Annotated in this window: 11 protein-coding genes; 4 read left to right on the plus strand and 7 right to left on the minus strand. The window is 43.9% G+C overall.

Going from position 1 to position 16,170, the window contains the following annotated elements:
- Window positions 1–36: 36 nt before the first annotated feature.
- Complete coding sequence (locus HXY31_RS03745; protein WP_292639805.1) at window positions 37–180, plus strand: hypothetical protein; 144 nt, start codon at window positions 37–39, stop codon at window positions 178–180.
- Window positions 180–1,586 (plus strand): hypothetical protein, encoded by a 1,407-nt coding sequence (locus tag HXY31_RS03750; protein ID WP_292639806.1) that lies wholly within the window; start codon window positions 180–182, stop codon window positions 1,584–1,586. Before HXY31_RS03745 ends, HXY31_RS03750 begins: the two co-directional genes overlap by 1 nt.
- A 98-nt stretch (window positions 1,587–1,684) precedes the next feature.
- On the opposite strand, the gene pcn is transcribed toward HXY31_RS03750, so the two are convergent.
- The 5 genes from pcn to HXY31_RS03775 all read right to left on the minus strand — a co-directional run bounded on the left by pcn (window position 1,685) and on the right by HXY31_RS03775 (window position 11,734).
- Complete coding sequence (gene pcn, locus HXY31_RS03755; protein WP_292639807.1) at window positions 1,685–2,467, minus strand: proliferating cell nuclear antigen (pcna); 783 nt, start codon at window positions 2,465–2,467, stop codon at window positions 1,685–1,687.
- Between the two features lie 143 nt (window positions 2,468–2,610).
- On the minus strand, window positions 2,611–5,724 hold the full coding sequence (locus HXY31_RS03760) for a helicase-related protein (protein WP_292639808.1): 3,114 nt from the start codon (window positions 5,722–5,724) through the stop codon (window positions 2,611–2,613).
- Window positions 5,721–9,884, minus strand: coding sequence for a hypothetical protein (locus tag HXY31_RS03765; protein ID WP_292639809.1), 4,164 nt, complete (start codon window positions 9,882–9,884; stop codon window positions 5,721–5,723). The genes HXY31_RS03760 and HXY31_RS03765 overlap by 4 nt, the downstream gene beginning before the upstream one ends.
- 68 nt (window positions 9,885–9,952) lie before the next feature.
- A complete protein-coding gene (locus tag HXY31_RS03770; RefSeq protein ID WP_292639810.1) occupies window positions 9,953–11,452 on the minus strand; it encodes an MBL fold metallo-hydrolase in 1,500 nt (499 codons plus the stop codon).
- A 138-nt stretch (window positions 11,453–11,590) separates the two neighbouring features.
- Window positions 11,591–11,734 (minus strand): hypothetical protein, encoded by a 144-nt coding sequence (locus tag HXY31_RS03775; protein ID WP_292639811.1) that lies wholly within the window; start codon window positions 11,732–11,734, stop codon window positions 11,591–11,593.
- A 213-nt stretch (window positions 11,735–11,947) separates the two neighbouring features.
- On the opposite strand from HXY31_RS03775, the gene HXY31_RS03780 reads away from it, so the two are divergent.
- Window positions 11,948–13,417, plus strand: a complete 1,470-nt coding sequence (locus tag HXY31_RS03780; RefSeq protein WP_292639812.1) for a toll/interleukin-1 receptor domain-containing protein — start codon at window positions 11,948–11,950, stop codon at window positions 13,415–13,417.
- A 75-nt stretch (window positions 13,418–13,492) separates the two neighbouring features.
- Window positions 13,493–15,040 carry a hypothetical protein gene (locus tag HXY31_RS03785; protein WP_292639813.1) on the plus strand — a complete coding sequence of 516 codons (1,548 nt, stop codon included), beginning with the start codon at window positions 13,493–13,495 and terminating at the stop codon, window positions 15,038–15,040.
- 438 nt (window positions 15,041–15,478) lie between these two features.
- Here HXY31_RS03785 and HXY31_RS03790 read toward each other — a convergent pair whose 3' ends face one another.
- Both HXY31_RS03790 and HXY31_RS03795 read right to left on the minus strand, forming a co-directional pair.
- Window positions 15,479–15,802 carry a hypothetical protein gene (locus HXY31_RS03790; protein WP_292639815.1) on the minus strand — a complete coding sequence of 108 codons (324 nt, stop codon included), beginning with the start codon at window positions 15,800–15,802 and terminating at the stop codon, window positions 15,479–15,481.
- On the minus strand, window positions 15,795–16,166 hold the full coding sequence (locus HXY31_RS03795; RefSeq protein WP_292639816.1) for a PPOX class F420-dependent oxidoreductase: 372 nt from the start codon (window positions 16,164–16,166) through the stop codon (window positions 15,795–15,797). The genes HXY31_RS03790 and HXY31_RS03795 overlap by 8 nt, the downstream gene beginning before the upstream one ends.
- Between the last annotated feature and the right edge of the window lie 4 nt (window positions 16,167–16,170).

Raw genomic sequence — 16,170 nt, forward strand, 5'->3', positions numbered from 1 at the left:
TGCACAGTGCCACGGTACAACCAGAAGTCAATAACCGTGTCGATAAGCTTGAAGAACAAGATCAGGGATTACATGAAGGACTATGGCTTTCGCAGCCAGCCGCAGGCGATAGAAGATGCGCTGGAATTGGCAAAGTCGGTACGGGCTGCGGCAAAGAAAAAGGAGGCTGCGGTTAACTAATGGCTCAATCAGATGCAATATTGGAAAAAAGCGATCGCGCTCAAAAGCTTGATGTCCAAAAAATTGAAAGAAAAAAGAGTCGCCTAAGAGTCAAGGGCATCAAAGTCAAAGACAGGGAAAAGATCAAAGAAGCTATTATGATCAGTATCCAAAAAGGCAATTACACTACGCGCGAGATCGGCCTTGACATCGGCAAAGACTACAGCACTGTATCGCGATACTTATCAGAAATGGAAGCTGATGCAAAGTGGGGAGTAAAGCGCGATTCAAATGGCAACATCGTCATGTCGCTCCAGGAGCAGCTGGCACATGAATATGCCAAGCTTCAGAATGAAAAGTTCAATCAGCTCCCATCAATTCAGAAATGGATAACATATCTGAAATCAGCAAAGACTCCAGCTACCAGAATCAGGTACATGATAAACATCATTCATGGCATATCGGACCAGCTGATGGTGATGCCAGAAACTCTGGTTAGCCACGGCGTTCCAATAGACGCAGCAAAGCGCAAAGAGATAGCCATCGAATACTGGCAGAACTTCCTTGCATGGTTCAATACTGCTTATCCACAGATGCAGCGCACAAATACCATCGTTGCGTACCGCAGCTTTTTGTCAGCCCACAGCATCAACTTCGCTCATGGCGAAGGCAAGCGGTACGGTCTTTCAACCACGTCCGAGAAGCTTGGCGAGTACAAGGAAATCATGCTTACGCCGGAGCAGATTGAGATGGTAAACAGGCGGCTGGAAAATGAGAAGGACTGGGAGGCATGGTCGTTCATGAACATCGACCTGCATACCGGAGCTAGAGCGTTTGCAATGGCATCCATGAGCTGGGACAGGGTAGCAATGTCTCCCGTTTTCCGGGTAGAGCAGTTTGAGCCCAAGATAAAGAAAGGCTCATGGTATCTGACAAGGGAAGGAAAGTGGTGGGTCAAGTACCCAACAGAAGAATGCCGCGCTATTGTTGAAACAGCTCATGATAGGCTGCCAAAAAGAGATTTCATGTTCTTTGACGATGCTCGCAGTGACAAGGCGAATTGTCTGAAGGCCCACTATTTTGCGAAGAGAATGACGGCTAGGTTCAGAAAGATATTTTCAGAGCTTGACAAAAGAAGCTGGCTAAATGAAAAAACCAGGATCTACGCATTGGGAGACGCATTGTACTTTGATGGCCGTCCATTGCACCTGTTCAGGCACACGATGGCTCAATACTATCTTGCAGCAACGAATTGGTCACTTGCTTATGTGGCAAGCTTAGGTGGATGGGAAAATACAGAGATATTGAACAAGTGCTATGGTGGGATACCTGAGCATATTAAAGCTCAGATTGCTAAATCGTTACATGTAAAATTTGATACTATGAACTTGAACTCCTCACTAATGGTAGAGTCGCTGAAATTCTAGTGGTAAATTAGGAGGCACTGCATCAGGTATTACAATTCGAGTGGCCTTGCATGAAGACATCCTACTCTGATTATCTACATATTGGTTCTACGCTGGAATTAGTCCTCAACTCTTGGAGCCATAAAGAACTCTATCTTGACTGCATTTGGAAGAGCAAATATGAGTTTCAGCGGCATCTTTGAGGTAAACTCTGCTGTCACTTTTTCTGACGAGGCTCCAACTGCCTTTACCATCTTGGACATGAATTCAGAACTATAGGTCGCCTTGCTGGGTTTGGTAACCGATATCTCGTTTAGGTTTTCAATGCCGCTCTTGTCATCCAAAGTGACTGTAGCCTCACCTGAATCGCCCCTTGTACTGCAAATGACTTTCTTGTCTTCTGTAGTCTCTATTGTAATCTTGTCAGATACAACTTCGATATCGCTTAAGATTCTGTCAAGTATAGCAGGAGCCATTACCAGCCTGCTGCCAAATTCCAGCTTTGGAAGTGGGGTTGAAGATCCGCTGCTGCTTTCTATCAGTCTTAACTTGTAACTTCTGGTATAGCCGCCTGATGTCTTTATGTTCAGCATGCTGTCTTGGAGGCCAAGCTCCACTGAATCGCTAGTACCTGCTCTTTTGATTACTTTGGCAAAGTCGTCAACTCGGAAGCCGAACTTGACTTGAGAAGGACATTCATACTTTTCAAATGCAACTGCAGGACAGCTTATATCAATAAGCGCGATATGCGATGGGTCCATTGACCTGAACTGTAAACCTTCGCTAGTGGCTTCAAAGTGTGCTTCATCGACAATTGTCATTATTGCTGAAGAAATAGACTTCCAGAGATCGGCGGTTCGTGTAGTAGCTGAAAATTGAAGCTGAACCTCTTCCTTTGCCATATAATGTTCCGGTTCTGGGTGTAGCTGCTTCTTAAATTAGCTTGCGGTCAGTGCTATCCTATTTTGCTCCATTCTTTGAACGCCGGATTCACTAAAAACATACAGCCAACCAGAACTAAATCTTCTGGCTTCACCTGGCGCGCTTACGCCATCTCCCTTCCCTTAATCTTGAATTCCTCAAAGAGCTTGTTCAGTGAAGTGATCAAATTCCCGATGCTTTGGTCTTGTAGATACTTTTCGTGTATTTGCCTAAAGTCTTCCTCCCATGCAGGGTAATTGGTCTTGGCTAGTAGTTGGTAAATCGGAATGATGTCGTCCTTTGCTACTTTAGCCGTGTCAAACATTTCATATAGTAAGAGGCGCAGTTTTTCCTGATTCTTGCCTTTAATCTTGGCGGCTTTGCGCGCTTCAAATGGCGCGTTTACAGCTATCAATATCTCTTGTCTCGCCTTCTCGTCTATCAGCTTTAATTGCGTAAAAAGTTGCTCTCCTTCAAGAGGCATAACCCTAGGTTCGTCTTCTCTACATTCAGCATGCCTGAATATCCAAGTCACGTCTTCTGAATGGTCAAATTTCGCATGTTTGAAGTCATAAAACAGCAAGTGCATCGAATCATCCTTTTTCTTCTCTTTATATGCCAAAATCAGGCCGCTTTCATCGGTAGATTTTTTCCCACTCCTTTTGCCGTATGGGATGGCCTTCAATTCTTTTTCTCCGACCTTCTTCAAATAGCTTAGAATTTCTTGGAACGGTGTCTGCATTGGTAGAAGCTCGGCTCCGTGCTCCATTTCATCTATGAGAGATGAATCCTGCTTTTTGATTCTGTCAAAAGCGTTAAAGTTCTTGGGACTTGACGGTTCGCCCAATATAGAGACTTCTACTCCGACGGTGCCTGCTGCTTTCTGTATCTTTGTACTAAGCTTGATTACAAGTCCAAGGAGGTCTTCAAGCTCTTTTTCTGGAAAGAATACCGCCGATGTAACAACTGGAAATTCGCTTGTCAATCTATCAACGCGGCCGACACGTTGAACAATCTTCATAGGGTTCCATGGCAGGTCATAATTGATTGCATAGTTGGCATCTTGCAGATTCTGCCCTTCGCTGAGAACATCTGAACAAATCAGAATATCGATCTCTCTTTCGATTGGTTTGTTCTTTGGATTGTTTGACTTTGGAGCAAATTCCCGTAGAATTCTTTCTCTAGCTTCAGGCTTTGTTTTTCCTACCAAAATATCTATTTTTTTGTCTGGGATTTCTTTCTTCAAATACTCGTAAAGGTAATTTGCAGTATCGACAAACTGCGTAAATATGACGACCTTCTTGCCGCCAGTTGTAAACACCTTATCCTTTACAAAGACATTCTTTAGAGCATTCAGCTTTTGATCTGCCCAAGGCTGGATCGTCTGCAGGCTGTCTTTAAGAGGTTGAAGTTTCTTGATGTCTTCCTTTAGTTCGCGCTGCATCCTTTTTGTGTCTAGGTCGCGGACTGGTTCTAGTTCAATGGCTCTTATTTTTTCGACAAACCAGTCATCGTCGATTTCCTCATCTTGGTCCTCGTATTCTGACAGCAATTCATGGAATTTTTTATTGTCGAGGATTTTATCTTCTGCCAGCGAATCTGCAAACCATTTGTAAAATGTGAGAAGCCGGTCAACACTTTTTCGTATCGCTTCTACACTACTTTCGAACCTCTTCAAAAGGCCGTACTTTTGTAGCGATGCTCTATGTTCTGCTTCCTCCTTTTCCTTTTCTTCAGCAGTTATCCTGTACGAATCTACTCTGTAGGGAACCATGTTGAGGTTATCAATTGTATCAATAACCTGCTTGTAAACTGGGCCAAACAAAGCCGTAAGGCTATATTCGACTTTGGTTAGTTTTCTCTCGGGGAACTTGATTGGCTTGCCGTTGAGAGTAGCATTTGGATAGTTCTCCTTGATAAAGTTCCTAGTTCGGCGAATCATTACTTCATCAAGAAGTCTGACAATATCTTCTACACCGCTTGCCAGCTGTTTCCTGTCTGCTCTATTAAAATATGTCCGCAAATCAGCGATCCCAAGATCAGCAAAGTGTGCATCATCTCCGGCAGTAATAAGACTAAGCTGGTTATAGAGGTCGATTAGACTGTTGTTGACAGGCGTGGCTGTCATTAGTATAACTTGTTTGCGTTTGCCGCCTGCTAATACTTTCATCAGGTTGTTATGACGTTTGGTAGATCCGGAGCGGTAGTTGTGGCTCTCATCCACAAGTACAATGTCAAAGTCAAGATAATCCGTAGGGTCAAAATTGTCAGTGCCTGTGCTTTCTAGCGTCACATTCTTGGTCTTGATGCTTTCGTCTAGAAGCCGCTGCTCCCAAACTGCATCCTTTACTTGCTTTGGCGCGATAAGCAGAATCTTTTTTCTTTTCAGAGCCAGATTATGCAGAAGCCATAAACCAATGTGGGTTTTTCCAAGGCCAGTAGAATCTGATATTATAACTCCGCCAAACTTGTCCATGATCCGCTCTGCCATTGTAACAGCGTCTCTCTGAAATTCTGTTAGAAGTTCAATGCCTGTATCCTTGCCTTTCTGAAGCTCTTCGAGTGTTGGACGATAATACTCGTAAAGCAGCTTCATATACATCTGAAACGGATCCAGCGGAAGCCCAAACTTGGAATTCTCTAGGATATTTATCAGGTCGGCTTTGGCGTCTTCAGCTTCGTTCCAGCGCCTTTCAAACCAGTCCAAAAGTTCCCTCTGAGCAGAGGGTTGGTAGAGAACTGCATTAAGTTCAACATTGCCTACTAGTCCAGCTTTTGTAAGGTTGCTAGAGCCAACGGCGGCGGTATCGTCAAAGATGTAGCATTTTGAATGGTTGAACCTGTTCTTGTTGGTTCTCACTTGAACTCTATCCTGCAGCAGAAAATGGATGAGGTCGTCAACAAGCTTGGCAGATTCCCACTCAAGATCAAGCCTGTTTAGTTCACTTTGCAAATCCATTTCATTTTGTGTGTCGGGCAATCGTTCTACCAGTTCTTCAAAAGTCATTTTATCTTCTTTGACGCTAATGGCCTCTTTGCCGAATAGGAATCGCAGATTGAAATCTGGACGCTTTGAGAATTTCCAAAGCGAATCACGAATTAGTTGATAGCCGCCGACATTGAAGAAGCCCGAAGATATTGATAATCGACCCTTATTTCTGTCATTATGCAGCTCCTCATTTAGGAATTGAGACATCGTATACAAATCTTTTTGGTTGTCTATGATTTCTTTTCTCATTTGTTTTCTCCTATTAATTTCGCTTGAATAATATCATAGTTGACTAATGCTCTTTTCCTCATCTCTCCATTAAACTTCTTAATCAGTGTCTCATCCCAGTTTATTCTTGCCAAATCCTCAATAGAATTGTCTTCTCTGAAGTCTTCAAATGTGCCGAGCACATACTCATATTCTTCTTTAGACAAACCGTAAAGATGTGCAACAAGAGCATCTAGCCTAGCTGTCATTTCCAATCTCTGCTTCATTGTAGGGGTCGAACATTGAATTCCAATCGGAATTGCTAAGTCTTGGAATCTATCATCTGCACAACTTAATTTCGCAGATATTTGGACAATTTCATGCACTAATGGACTATCTAGAATTGCGGGAATAGGTGTCTGATATACTAGGAAGAAGTTAAGATTCATGAAAACTCGCCGAAACACAAGGAAGTCGAAGACACATGAGTTGAATATTCCAACTAAATACGAGATTATCTGGTAATAATCCTTAGTTAACATAAGCATACCGTTCATACGGGGTACTACGATCGAGGCATTGTTTGGACTGAAAGTGTGCTTTGGAAGAATGCATGCGATAATGCTTCTTATGTTGGTGCTTCCTCCAAAATTTCTAAAAGCTAAACGGGATACATTATGAAATTCCTTGTTTAGATCTCCATATTCTCTAACCTTAGATGTCCACTTCAGTCCCTCTTCTTTATCAATTGTGAAATCAGGCTTTTCATAGTCTGGAATAAATTGATGAAAATGCTTTCCTTCGATTAAAGGCCACCCTTTACCGTTTGTTTTAAAAAGATGAGCAGCATTAGTCCTATCTATTTCTCTGACGAACCTGAAACTCCATTTTTGATTGGCACCTATTCCGTTAGAGATAATGGGGTGATTGGAATATAGTTTTGTGAATAATCTGACCTCCTTCTGATTTCTTACTTCTGGAATTGAAAAACTCTCAGGCGACACTAACCTCACGAATTTGTTAGACATAGTTAGAAACTTGTCCCGCTCGACGCGGCCATCGAGTGCATCCATATCGTGCAGATAGAAAGCTGCTGGAAATTCCGTTGCAGTTCCCCTATTGGTTGCTATTAATAGCACAAACTTGTAATCACTGTGGATAGCAGGAAATATGCGTTGTATATTGTCAAACTCGTAAAGATGCATGATTCGCTTATCGAGGAGTTCTGACCTAAGCCCTGTTGCACCTTCGTTGTTGAGGACTCCAGATGGCAAAAGAATTGAGAGTGTGCCATCATTGGAAAGGAGAGAGAATGTCCTTTCAAGGAAAAGTTTCCACATATCAATGTCACCGCTACCTCTTTTTGTATACTGTTCGGAGCCTTTGTAAAACGACATTTTACTATCTATTGCTTGTATGTACGAATGATGAGCCTTTGCTATACTGACGTTTTTCAATAGTTTTTCTTTAATCTTCTTCTTATCGGCCTTACTCTTTATCTTCCTGAACCCGGGATGATATTGTGAGAAGAAATCATCATCGTCAGGTTTAACAGCATCCCATGGAGGATTCATGACTATGAGGTCGAAACCTCTCTTTTCGTCAGTGAACGCATCGGGAAACTCTAACTCCCAATGAAAGAACCGATAGATTTTCGCGTACTCTAAGGATTTAAAGACAGGTTCTGACCAGATGACTTTATCCAGCCTTCCATTTCGTATTGTTTTTTCGATCAATGGTAAGTTTGGAGGAAGTCTCTTTCTCAATTCTTCATCAATTATCCCTGCTGATTGCATGTCTAAGAGTACTCTAAGTGGCTCACTTGCCTTTCTGAATTGTTCATAATTGTCCCTACTCTTCTTTATTTCATCAATATTCAAATCAGCAGGGTAACTAATCTCTTCAAGGATGTCGCCAATAGCTTCTACATCGCCCATCCAGCCATCTAATGTTGTATTGTCTGGTTTTCTTGCTTTCAGATTATTCATCCATAAGCCAATCAGGCTATCACCGGTCCTTATGTGATGGTCTAGGAAGGTGAGCGGAGTACCGATGGTAAATGAATCAAGCCAAAGAGAGACCTTTGCAAGTTCAACCGCCAAAGGATTGATATCCACACCAAAGACACAGCGCTTCATGACCATCCTCTTAAGTATGACATTGAAGGTAAGAAGATCTGTGTCTAACTCAATTCTCTTTGATTTTTGTTCTTCGATAATCCTTTTTCTATCTTCCTCAATCTCTCTTTCAAGCGGTGCATCGGGATATTTGTCAAGAACGCCCATTATCCACTTTGTAATTTCATCTACCACATTTACGAGGAAATGACCGCTACCCATAGCGGGATCCACGACTTGTATGTCTAGCAGCGCTTCAGTGCTTTTCTCTCCTGCTTCCTTGTCGCCACTGTTTCGCCATTTTTGATACAGCTCTGCAAACCTCTTTTCCCTATCAGCAAATATTGGCTCCAATCCCTTCTTTACAAGAAACTTCACTATCTTTTCAGGCGTGAAATAACTGCCCGTACCTTTCCTCGCTAGTCCGCCTGCTGATAGGTAGAGTTCTCCTTCATCTATAATGCGTTCGTATTTCATACCCTTTGCAAACTTCATGTCCAAGATTTCGTCTTTGACTATTGCCAAGTCAGTCTCTGCTTGCCTGACTGAGTATTCAAGAAGTGCTTCATACAGTGAACCCAGTTGTCTCACGCTAAGATTCTGATAATCGATGCCCTTACCATCCCGTTCCATTAATGCCCGCAATGCTGGAACAAGATGTTTGTTCATCACGCTCAGCCTATCAATAGTTTCATCAAACTCGAAAAGAGCACCATCATACTGAGGAAGATTAACAGTCGGATCACCTTCGCTTATGCCCCTGAAAAGTCTGCTTAAAGCATCCCATGCAGACGAAGAATCCGGGTCTTTTTCCATTCCATCCAGTCGTTCCTTTATCTGACCTAAAGAAATCTGTGAATAACGCTTATCCTTAACCGGTAGCAGGCTGCGGGATTCTGCATACAGAATAAAGAGTAACCTGTAAAGCAGCTTTAGTGCTTTCCTTTTTGCGTCTGCAAGCTGCTCCTCATTGTACTTCTTCTTCCTGGAATGCCGCAGAACTCCTCTTACAAGGTCCAGAAAGAGTTGCTTGTCAAAGACCTTTGTCCTAAGATCCTCTTCAAGCTCAGTTGCATACTGAGCTCCTCCTTCAAGTATATGGTCAAGATCCGTCACATCTTGTTTTGGAACAAGTGCGCTTGCCGAGAAGAGAGACACGAAATACTTGAGCCTTTGGTCCTTCTCGTCAGTGATGCCATCAATATCAACTTCAAAATAGTTCGTACTTGCAGAAGACACCTTCGAAGAATAGAGCCGCCAAAGCCTTCCGTTGGTAAGGATTACCCATGGATATGTTGCTAGGGAAGCTACTGCCTGAACGCTGGGTACAGTCCTATCGTCACTCTTCATCACGTCAAGATTATCCGCGCTTGACACTACAGCAATTGTGGTTTGCATCTGTTGTGGACCAGATGACAAGATATATTGCGTTGGTGATGGATTCCCTACTGCCTTAGTCTGATATCCGAGTGCCTCAAGTACCTTTGGAATGTGTTCAAAATCGGTAGGGATTCCACCTCCATCACTTGCAAATTTTGAGAAGAATGTCGCGGCCTCCTTCCAAACGTCTCTTTTTCTGTCAGAAAGTGCTTTTTCGAGTCGTTCTTTAAGAAAATAGTTTGAAAACAGGCCGCGGTTGATGAACGGTCCTTCGCCGCTGCCAGACTTTAGCAGATCAATCGACTTGTTTATGGCATAATGCGCCGACAGAACGTCGGAAGTAAAATTCTGTCCCCTAAAAACTGTAATAACTGCATCATAGTCCTTATCTTGCCTTAAGGTAAGAACAAGGGGCTGTTCTCCTCTCTTGTGTCGGCTCATACATAAAACATCAAAACCGTCTAGTTCAGCTATAACGATATAATGCTCGGCTTGGATTCCGGTAATTAAATTCCTGATTTCAACCGTCTTCGCACCTTTAGCATCGATCTTGTAGAGCGGAAAATGTGCGTCGTCAACGGTAAATGCCTTCCAAGACTTTGGCGCTGGCTTTAAGGAAAATGTAAACGACGTCGGATGAAAAGACGAGGGATCAAATCCAAGGGATTGTATTATCCTGTCTGAATGCTTTAGGACTGACGTCAATAGCCTCTAAATGCTAGAAATCTCTTCTATTTGACTTTTCTGTGATTAATCGTCACCTTCTGGTAAAATCATTGAAGGGCAAGCTGATGGTTAGAGGTGACCTCTATGACGTTATTATGCCATTTCTTGTGATACTCTTCGTGTTCTGTATGAATCGGCACAAGCATCTTTGACTTGGTCCCTTCAATGACCTTCTTTATCTGGTCGCCAGAGCCATGCCCGGAAACATGAGTATGGGTCCAGTCCTTTTCGCTTGTTATCAATCTAAAATGCTCAATCCATCTCTTCACTCGCTCTTCTTTCAGCTCCATTTCGTCGTCAAACGGCTCTGTCTGCGACCTGATGTAACTTGAACCTTCTATCGGCCTTACGTCGATTAGTTGCTGCAGCTGATAGTCGTTGCAATAAAAGATGTAGTCCTTTTGCTTGTTGAAAACATCATGATAGTTGACGGCATTGCCATAATTAAGAAATTGTCTTTCCCACACTTCATAATCTTGCAGCAGCTGCTTTTCAGTCCAGTAGCTGCTGATGTCGTCTTCTTCTCTCCCAACCAGACCCCATGACTTTCTTGGCAGGTATATCTTGATTCTCTTGTCATCCGGCTTTGGAAAGACATTCTTCCACTGCTCCGACTTTTGAAACAACTTCAAGAGGTAGGCTTGCTTTAGGTCAATAACCAAGTCTCTTTCAGACTCTTTGGCGGCATTGTAAAATGAGAGCAGCCTATCCAGATCTCGAGTTGGGTATGTGCACACAACCAAGCCCTTTGTCTTGTTTACTATCGTCTTGACATCCTGCTCTACGCTAAACTCTGTGGTAGAAAACGTCTCCTCAACCCTGGTGCCCTCGCACAAAAGAACGTCAATGTCAGAATTGCCGCATCGCTCTACAAAGCGCTCTGTATCGCCGGCCCTTCTTCCGTGATAACGAATATCGGCAGTATAGCCAATGGAGCCCTTTGACGTATGCATAATGATCCCAGTTACGCCGGGCAGCGAGTGGTCAACTGCCAGAGGCTCGACTTCTATAGAGTCAAGGGTAAATTTTTTTGCATTTTCAAATACCGAAATCTTTCTTGGCTCCTGATAGTCCTCTCCCTTGCCCCGGCTCATCTCGCCCTTTTTGTTTTCATAAATGCGGAAATTGTGCTTGAATGTCAGGTAATCCTCTTTGCCGCCCGTGTCCTGTATGCCTTGCAGTATCAATTTTGTAGCTTCAGAGCAGTAGACTGGGATGTCAGGCCGCAGATAATGGATGTATGCAGCGTGGTCTACATGTGCATGTGTTAAAACCAGCGCGTCAAAAGCAGTCTCTTCCTTCCCGTCAAAGCCCATATGCTTGGCGTAATCCTGTCTGTATAAGCCTGGAAGCTTGGGCAACAATCCAAACTCAAACAAGTCGCCCATGCCGTTGAGCGCCCTAGGCTTTAGAAATTCAGAAAAGTAGTCGTTTACCTTGCCCATCTGCATTCCAAAGTCAAGAAAGACCCGAGTGCCCTTGTCCTCGACCAAGAACTTGTTACCCCCTATCTCGTGTATGCCACCATAGAAGGTTATCTTGGTCAAGCATCAATGGTAATGGGTGCTTGCTTATTAGGCTGCTGATGTAAAGGAGCCGATCATTTTTCTGATTCCTCTTCGTTCTCCTCATCTTCTTCTTCCAGATGATCCTTAGGTGTTAGGGCAAACCATCCCGTGTTAATGTTAGGTTCTAACCTCCTCAATGTACATGTTGAGATCATCTAACAGCCTGCCGAAAAGAAAGACAACTCCTTGCTCGTTAATCGGGCTATAGACGAGGCCACGGAAATTGATTATTTCCCCAACTATGCTGTCTTCTTTAGGCAACATGGAACCTTCTAATATAATATTTTTAAGTATTCTGTATGGCACAATGGGTCGGTTACTTCAAGAGGTCATCTATGATATCGTACGTTTATTCCTAAGCGGAGTTCTTTCGTAAAATAGCATCTCAAGCTAGCTTAAAGCTTAAGAAAAGCTTTCCTGACACGACATATAATAGGTACCACCTATATTTACCTCAGCCGGAAGCGTAACGTCGTGAGAAAGAGTGCAGCAACTGCCACACCTCAAGGATCGTCTTCTGAAGCGGACACGCCTGATGTCTTTCTCTCATACCAACATGATGATGAGGAATGGGTAGGAAAATTAGCTGCCAAAGTGGAAAAGGAAACTCTCAATGGCAGACACCTGAAAACTTGGTTCGCACCTTGGGATATTCAACCAGGTGATAACATTGTCCTGAAGATAGAAGATGGCCTCAGAAAAGCCAGATTTTTTGCCCCAGTCATGACACCAGAGTGGTCTGCCTCTGCATGGGCTAATCTCGAAAGAACAATGGCGACATTTAGTGACCCATTAGGCATCAAGAGAAAGATAGTTCCAATATATCTGAGGGAATGCGAGATTCCACTTTCTCTTCAGGGCACGCTATGGCTTGATTTCAGGTCGGAATCAAACTATGCACGAGAAACAAAGAAGCTCATAGCACTGCTAAAAGGAGAGTCCCTGCGGCCACGGCCCGGGGGAGTGAATGAACCTTCACCAAAGCCTTCGCTTCTATCAGTAGCTCCTGATCAACAAGAAGAATTGATAGTTTCCAATCTTTTGCCTGTAACCAACATGCCGCAACAGCTGTTCTTGGCAAAGACGACATTGCGTAAAAGGGGCGATGTCTGGGACATCATACCAAATACCAACCCTCCTCCATTCGCATTTGATGACAAGGACCAGACAATACTGTCATTTGCGAATCCACAAACCAATGAGCTCAAGCAAATACTTGCATCAACGCAGGTCAAGAAAGTGACATTGGAACAATGTATTGCGAATTTACCCGTAACGCTAGTTGATCTGCTCAATCGATGCAATACCCGGCACACGCAAAGTCTGGGTCTATATTATGATTATCGCAGCATGAAAAAGAACTTCTTTGTGCCAGATTCTAAGGCCACAAAATACTACAAGGATGGCAAAATCATTACAAATGACACGGGAAAAGACTCAAGGAGGCTGGGGAGAACCCTCGTAAAATACGTTGAATCGATAGAGCCGTTTTACGTTCATCGGTCATGCAAGACAGGCTTTACAATCGTTGGCAAATCGATCTACTTCAAGATAGTTCCCGGCTGGCACTTCACCACAAACGGCACAGACCCTGTTGACAGAAGGAAGATGAGTTCACTCTCAGCTCAGTGGATGAACAGAGAGAGAAACCATGCTGTATTAGATGATTTGAGACTTTGGACAAGAATCTATGCCAGAGAAGCAGATAGCATTGCAATGGATGTAGGAGTGACAGAGCCGATAACAATTGCAACGACCCCGCTCCTTGCAAAGCTGGAGGTTGGCATCTTTGGTGATTACAGAGATGGAATCTGGGAAAAGGAATCAGCAACCGATGAAGAGATAGAAGAACTTGAAGAAAACATCGATGCTGATGCAGAGCAGGCTATGCAATCGACGGACGCTGGTCTGGAGGATGATTCTGTGGAGGAAGATGAGGAGTGAGGAGACTGATTGGCTAGCAAAGCGATTCTAGGTCCTCGAATGGAAGCATGGTTCGTTAACGAGATGCCGCTTACGTTGGGTGGTAACAACAAAGACTATGACCAGAAGCATGGGTTGGCGCTATATGGTCCTGCTGAATGGTCAGGTGATGATGCAGGGGATTCTACCCCACTTAAGATAAGGATTGGAATAGTAGGTACAGGAGATGGCATTACTGAAGTCAACGGATTATGCAGGAAGTTATCTGAAAGAATAATCAATAACTTCAAACAGCCAATCAAGGCTCCTCCGTTCCCTGGCATTGAAAAATCATTCCGCGCCAAACTAGTGCTAAATGATAGCTGGAACGTAGTACTAAGCAGCGGCGAGGTGCAACGAATACTTGACATAATGAATTATGACAGAAGAGTGAAGGAAGCTGCTACCATATACGCAGATAAAGTAGGCAATATCTGTCGCCGTGATTCAAAGCCTGATGTCATAGTGTGCCACCAAGATTCTAGGCTTGAAAATAGCATCGGAGCTAGCACATCCCCTGAAGAAAAGAACCGCACTATATTGAGTAGGCAGGACAGAAATCGTATTAACAGAATTAAAGATAATCTGTCAAAACACCTTTTCACCTTTGCACCACTTGACCCAGAAGTACAGGACATGATTGAAATGCAGGTTCAGCAGGACTTTAGGCGTCAATTAAAGGCGCTCTGTATGGACCATGACATTCCAACGCAAATTCTCGCCCATAGCACCATAACAGATATTCAGAAGCCTCCCGCGCCTGTTATTAGGAATAATACAGGCAATAACAGAGATGATGAAGGAAGGGAAGTTATGAAAAATCAAGATGCAGCAACTATAGCTTGGAACTTGTGTGCTGCGCTCTACTTTAAAGCTGGATATTCCACATGGCGTATCTCTGGCCTTAAAGAGGGAACATGTTATGTTGGGGTCTCGTTCTATCGAGATATTGAAAGTACAAATAATGATATGCGAGCCAGCCTTGCCCAAATTTTCACCGATGAAGGAAGAGGGATGGTATTGCGTGGAGACTTGTTTCATTGGAGCGAATCAGATGGTCCGAATCCTCATCTGTCCAAAGACTCTGCACTCGCTCTTTTAACAGACGCTCTAAAGCTGTATGAATCCCATACAGGACACAAACCATCAAGAGTGATAGTTCATAAGACATCTGATTATCTTGAAGATGAAGCAAAAGGTTTCAGGGAAGCTGCTTCTGAGATACCATACCACGACTTTATCTCAATGAGAAAAAGCAGGGGTCTTTACATGTATAGGAATGGTTCTGAACCACCGCTGCGTGGGACAGTAGTCAAATTAGAGCAAAACAGATACTTGGTATACACTGTAGGATATGTTCCTTATCTCAAATCTTACCCAGGACCAAGGATTCCACATCCTATTGAAATATGGAAGCATGAAGGGGATTCCTCTGTTGAAGAGCTAGTAAGAGAGGTTCTGGCACTGACACGTTTGAATTGGAATAGCACCGGATTCAATTCTTACTTACCCATAACTCTTCAATTCGCAAGATCTGTTGGCTCTATATTGACAAGAGTTCCAAAGAATTCCCGAATACAAAATGAGTATAGATACTATATGTGAGTCATTATTGTCGTTTTTCTTCGTAAAGTCAGCTCCGAGTTTAAGCCTGAAGTGTCGTCATATGTGTTGCATATAACATTACCCCTAGTCTGAATGCGCCTCGTTATGCAACAAAATACCAGTTTAATTCTTATAACAAAAGGGGGTATTAGGCGCTTGGCGATCCCGCGTCACGACCTGTTACAGCCTTTGCCGTTAAAGTCGCGGTCTGGCACCTTTCGACGCAGTTTTGCTTCCGTCGCCGCCAAGCGCCAACGTTAAGCATCGTTTCTCGGCAGCTTCACAGGTAGTATTATACAAGATTTTCTATTAAAGGATTGTGTTTTCATAAAAGATTGATGTTTTTTGTTGTATAGGATAGAATTAGAATTGAAAGAAGGTATTTAATGAATTTACTGGATCGTGCGATATGCGTATTCTAACCGGCTATTGACGATACTACCCGAACCCGAAATAATGCACGCGCTGGTGCAGGTTGCGCTCCACTTCGTTGCGAAAGACGGTGGCGCAATAGCCGCACAGATACAATCCAAGCTGCTCGATGTCGCCTTCCTTCAATACCGCAAGCAACATCGGGTCTTCTGTGCTTTCTGCCACGACATAGCCTTCTGGCAGCATCTTTTCTATCGCCTGTTTTACCTGCGCCGGAGTGCCTGACGCGAATATCCTGCCTTCCTGCTCCTCTGCTCCTAGCGCTTCAACTATGGCCGGCTTGCTTGCGTCGCACAGGCGCGAAATGTCTATCTTCACGGAATCAGTCAAGCGCTATCGAGATCCCCACAAGCTCGCCCTTGGTGCGCGAGACAAACCCGGCAAGCTTTGCCTGAAAGCCGTACTTTTTGTTTCGCGCCTTGAGCGCCCTTTCCAGTTCGTCTTTATCAAGGAACCTTGCCTTTCCTTCCACCCACTCGCCCTGGGGCTCGCCCCTCATGCCGGAGGGCACTATTCTAACTTTGTCGTTGTTGCGCAGGCGCTTGACCTTCCCGGTCTCGCTCTTTGTGACGACGATAATCTGCCCGCCTTCTGCCATGAACCACACGGGCGTGGCGACTGCCTGCCCGCTCTTGCGGTACGTTTCAAGGTTGATGTACTTGCCTGAAAACTGCGCCAGCCTGTCGGTGCTCATTGAA

It is taken from the genome of Nitrososphaera sp., from assembly GCF_013388945.1.
In the GTDB taxonomy this organism is placed as follows: domain Archaea; phylum Thermoproteota; class Nitrososphaeria; order Nitrososphaerales; family Nitrososphaeraceae; genus Nitrososphaera.

Coding starts and splice junctions, on each gene's coding strand:
- HXY31_RS03750 (WP_292639806.1), top strand. CDS start 180: ATGGCTCAATCAGATGCAATATTGGAAAAAAGCGATCGCGCTCAAAAG.
- pcn (WP_292639807.1), bottom strand. CDS start 2,467: ATGGCAAAGGAAGAGGTTCAGCTTCAATTTTCAGCTACTACACGAACC.
- HXY31_RS03760 (WP_292639808.1), bottom strand. CDS start 5,724: ATGAGAAAAGAAATCATAGACAACCAAAAAGATTTGTATACGATGTCT.
- HXY31_RS03795 (WP_292639816.1), bottom strand. CDS start 16,166: ATGAGCACCGACAGGCTGGCGCAGTTTTCAGGCAAGTACATCAACCTT.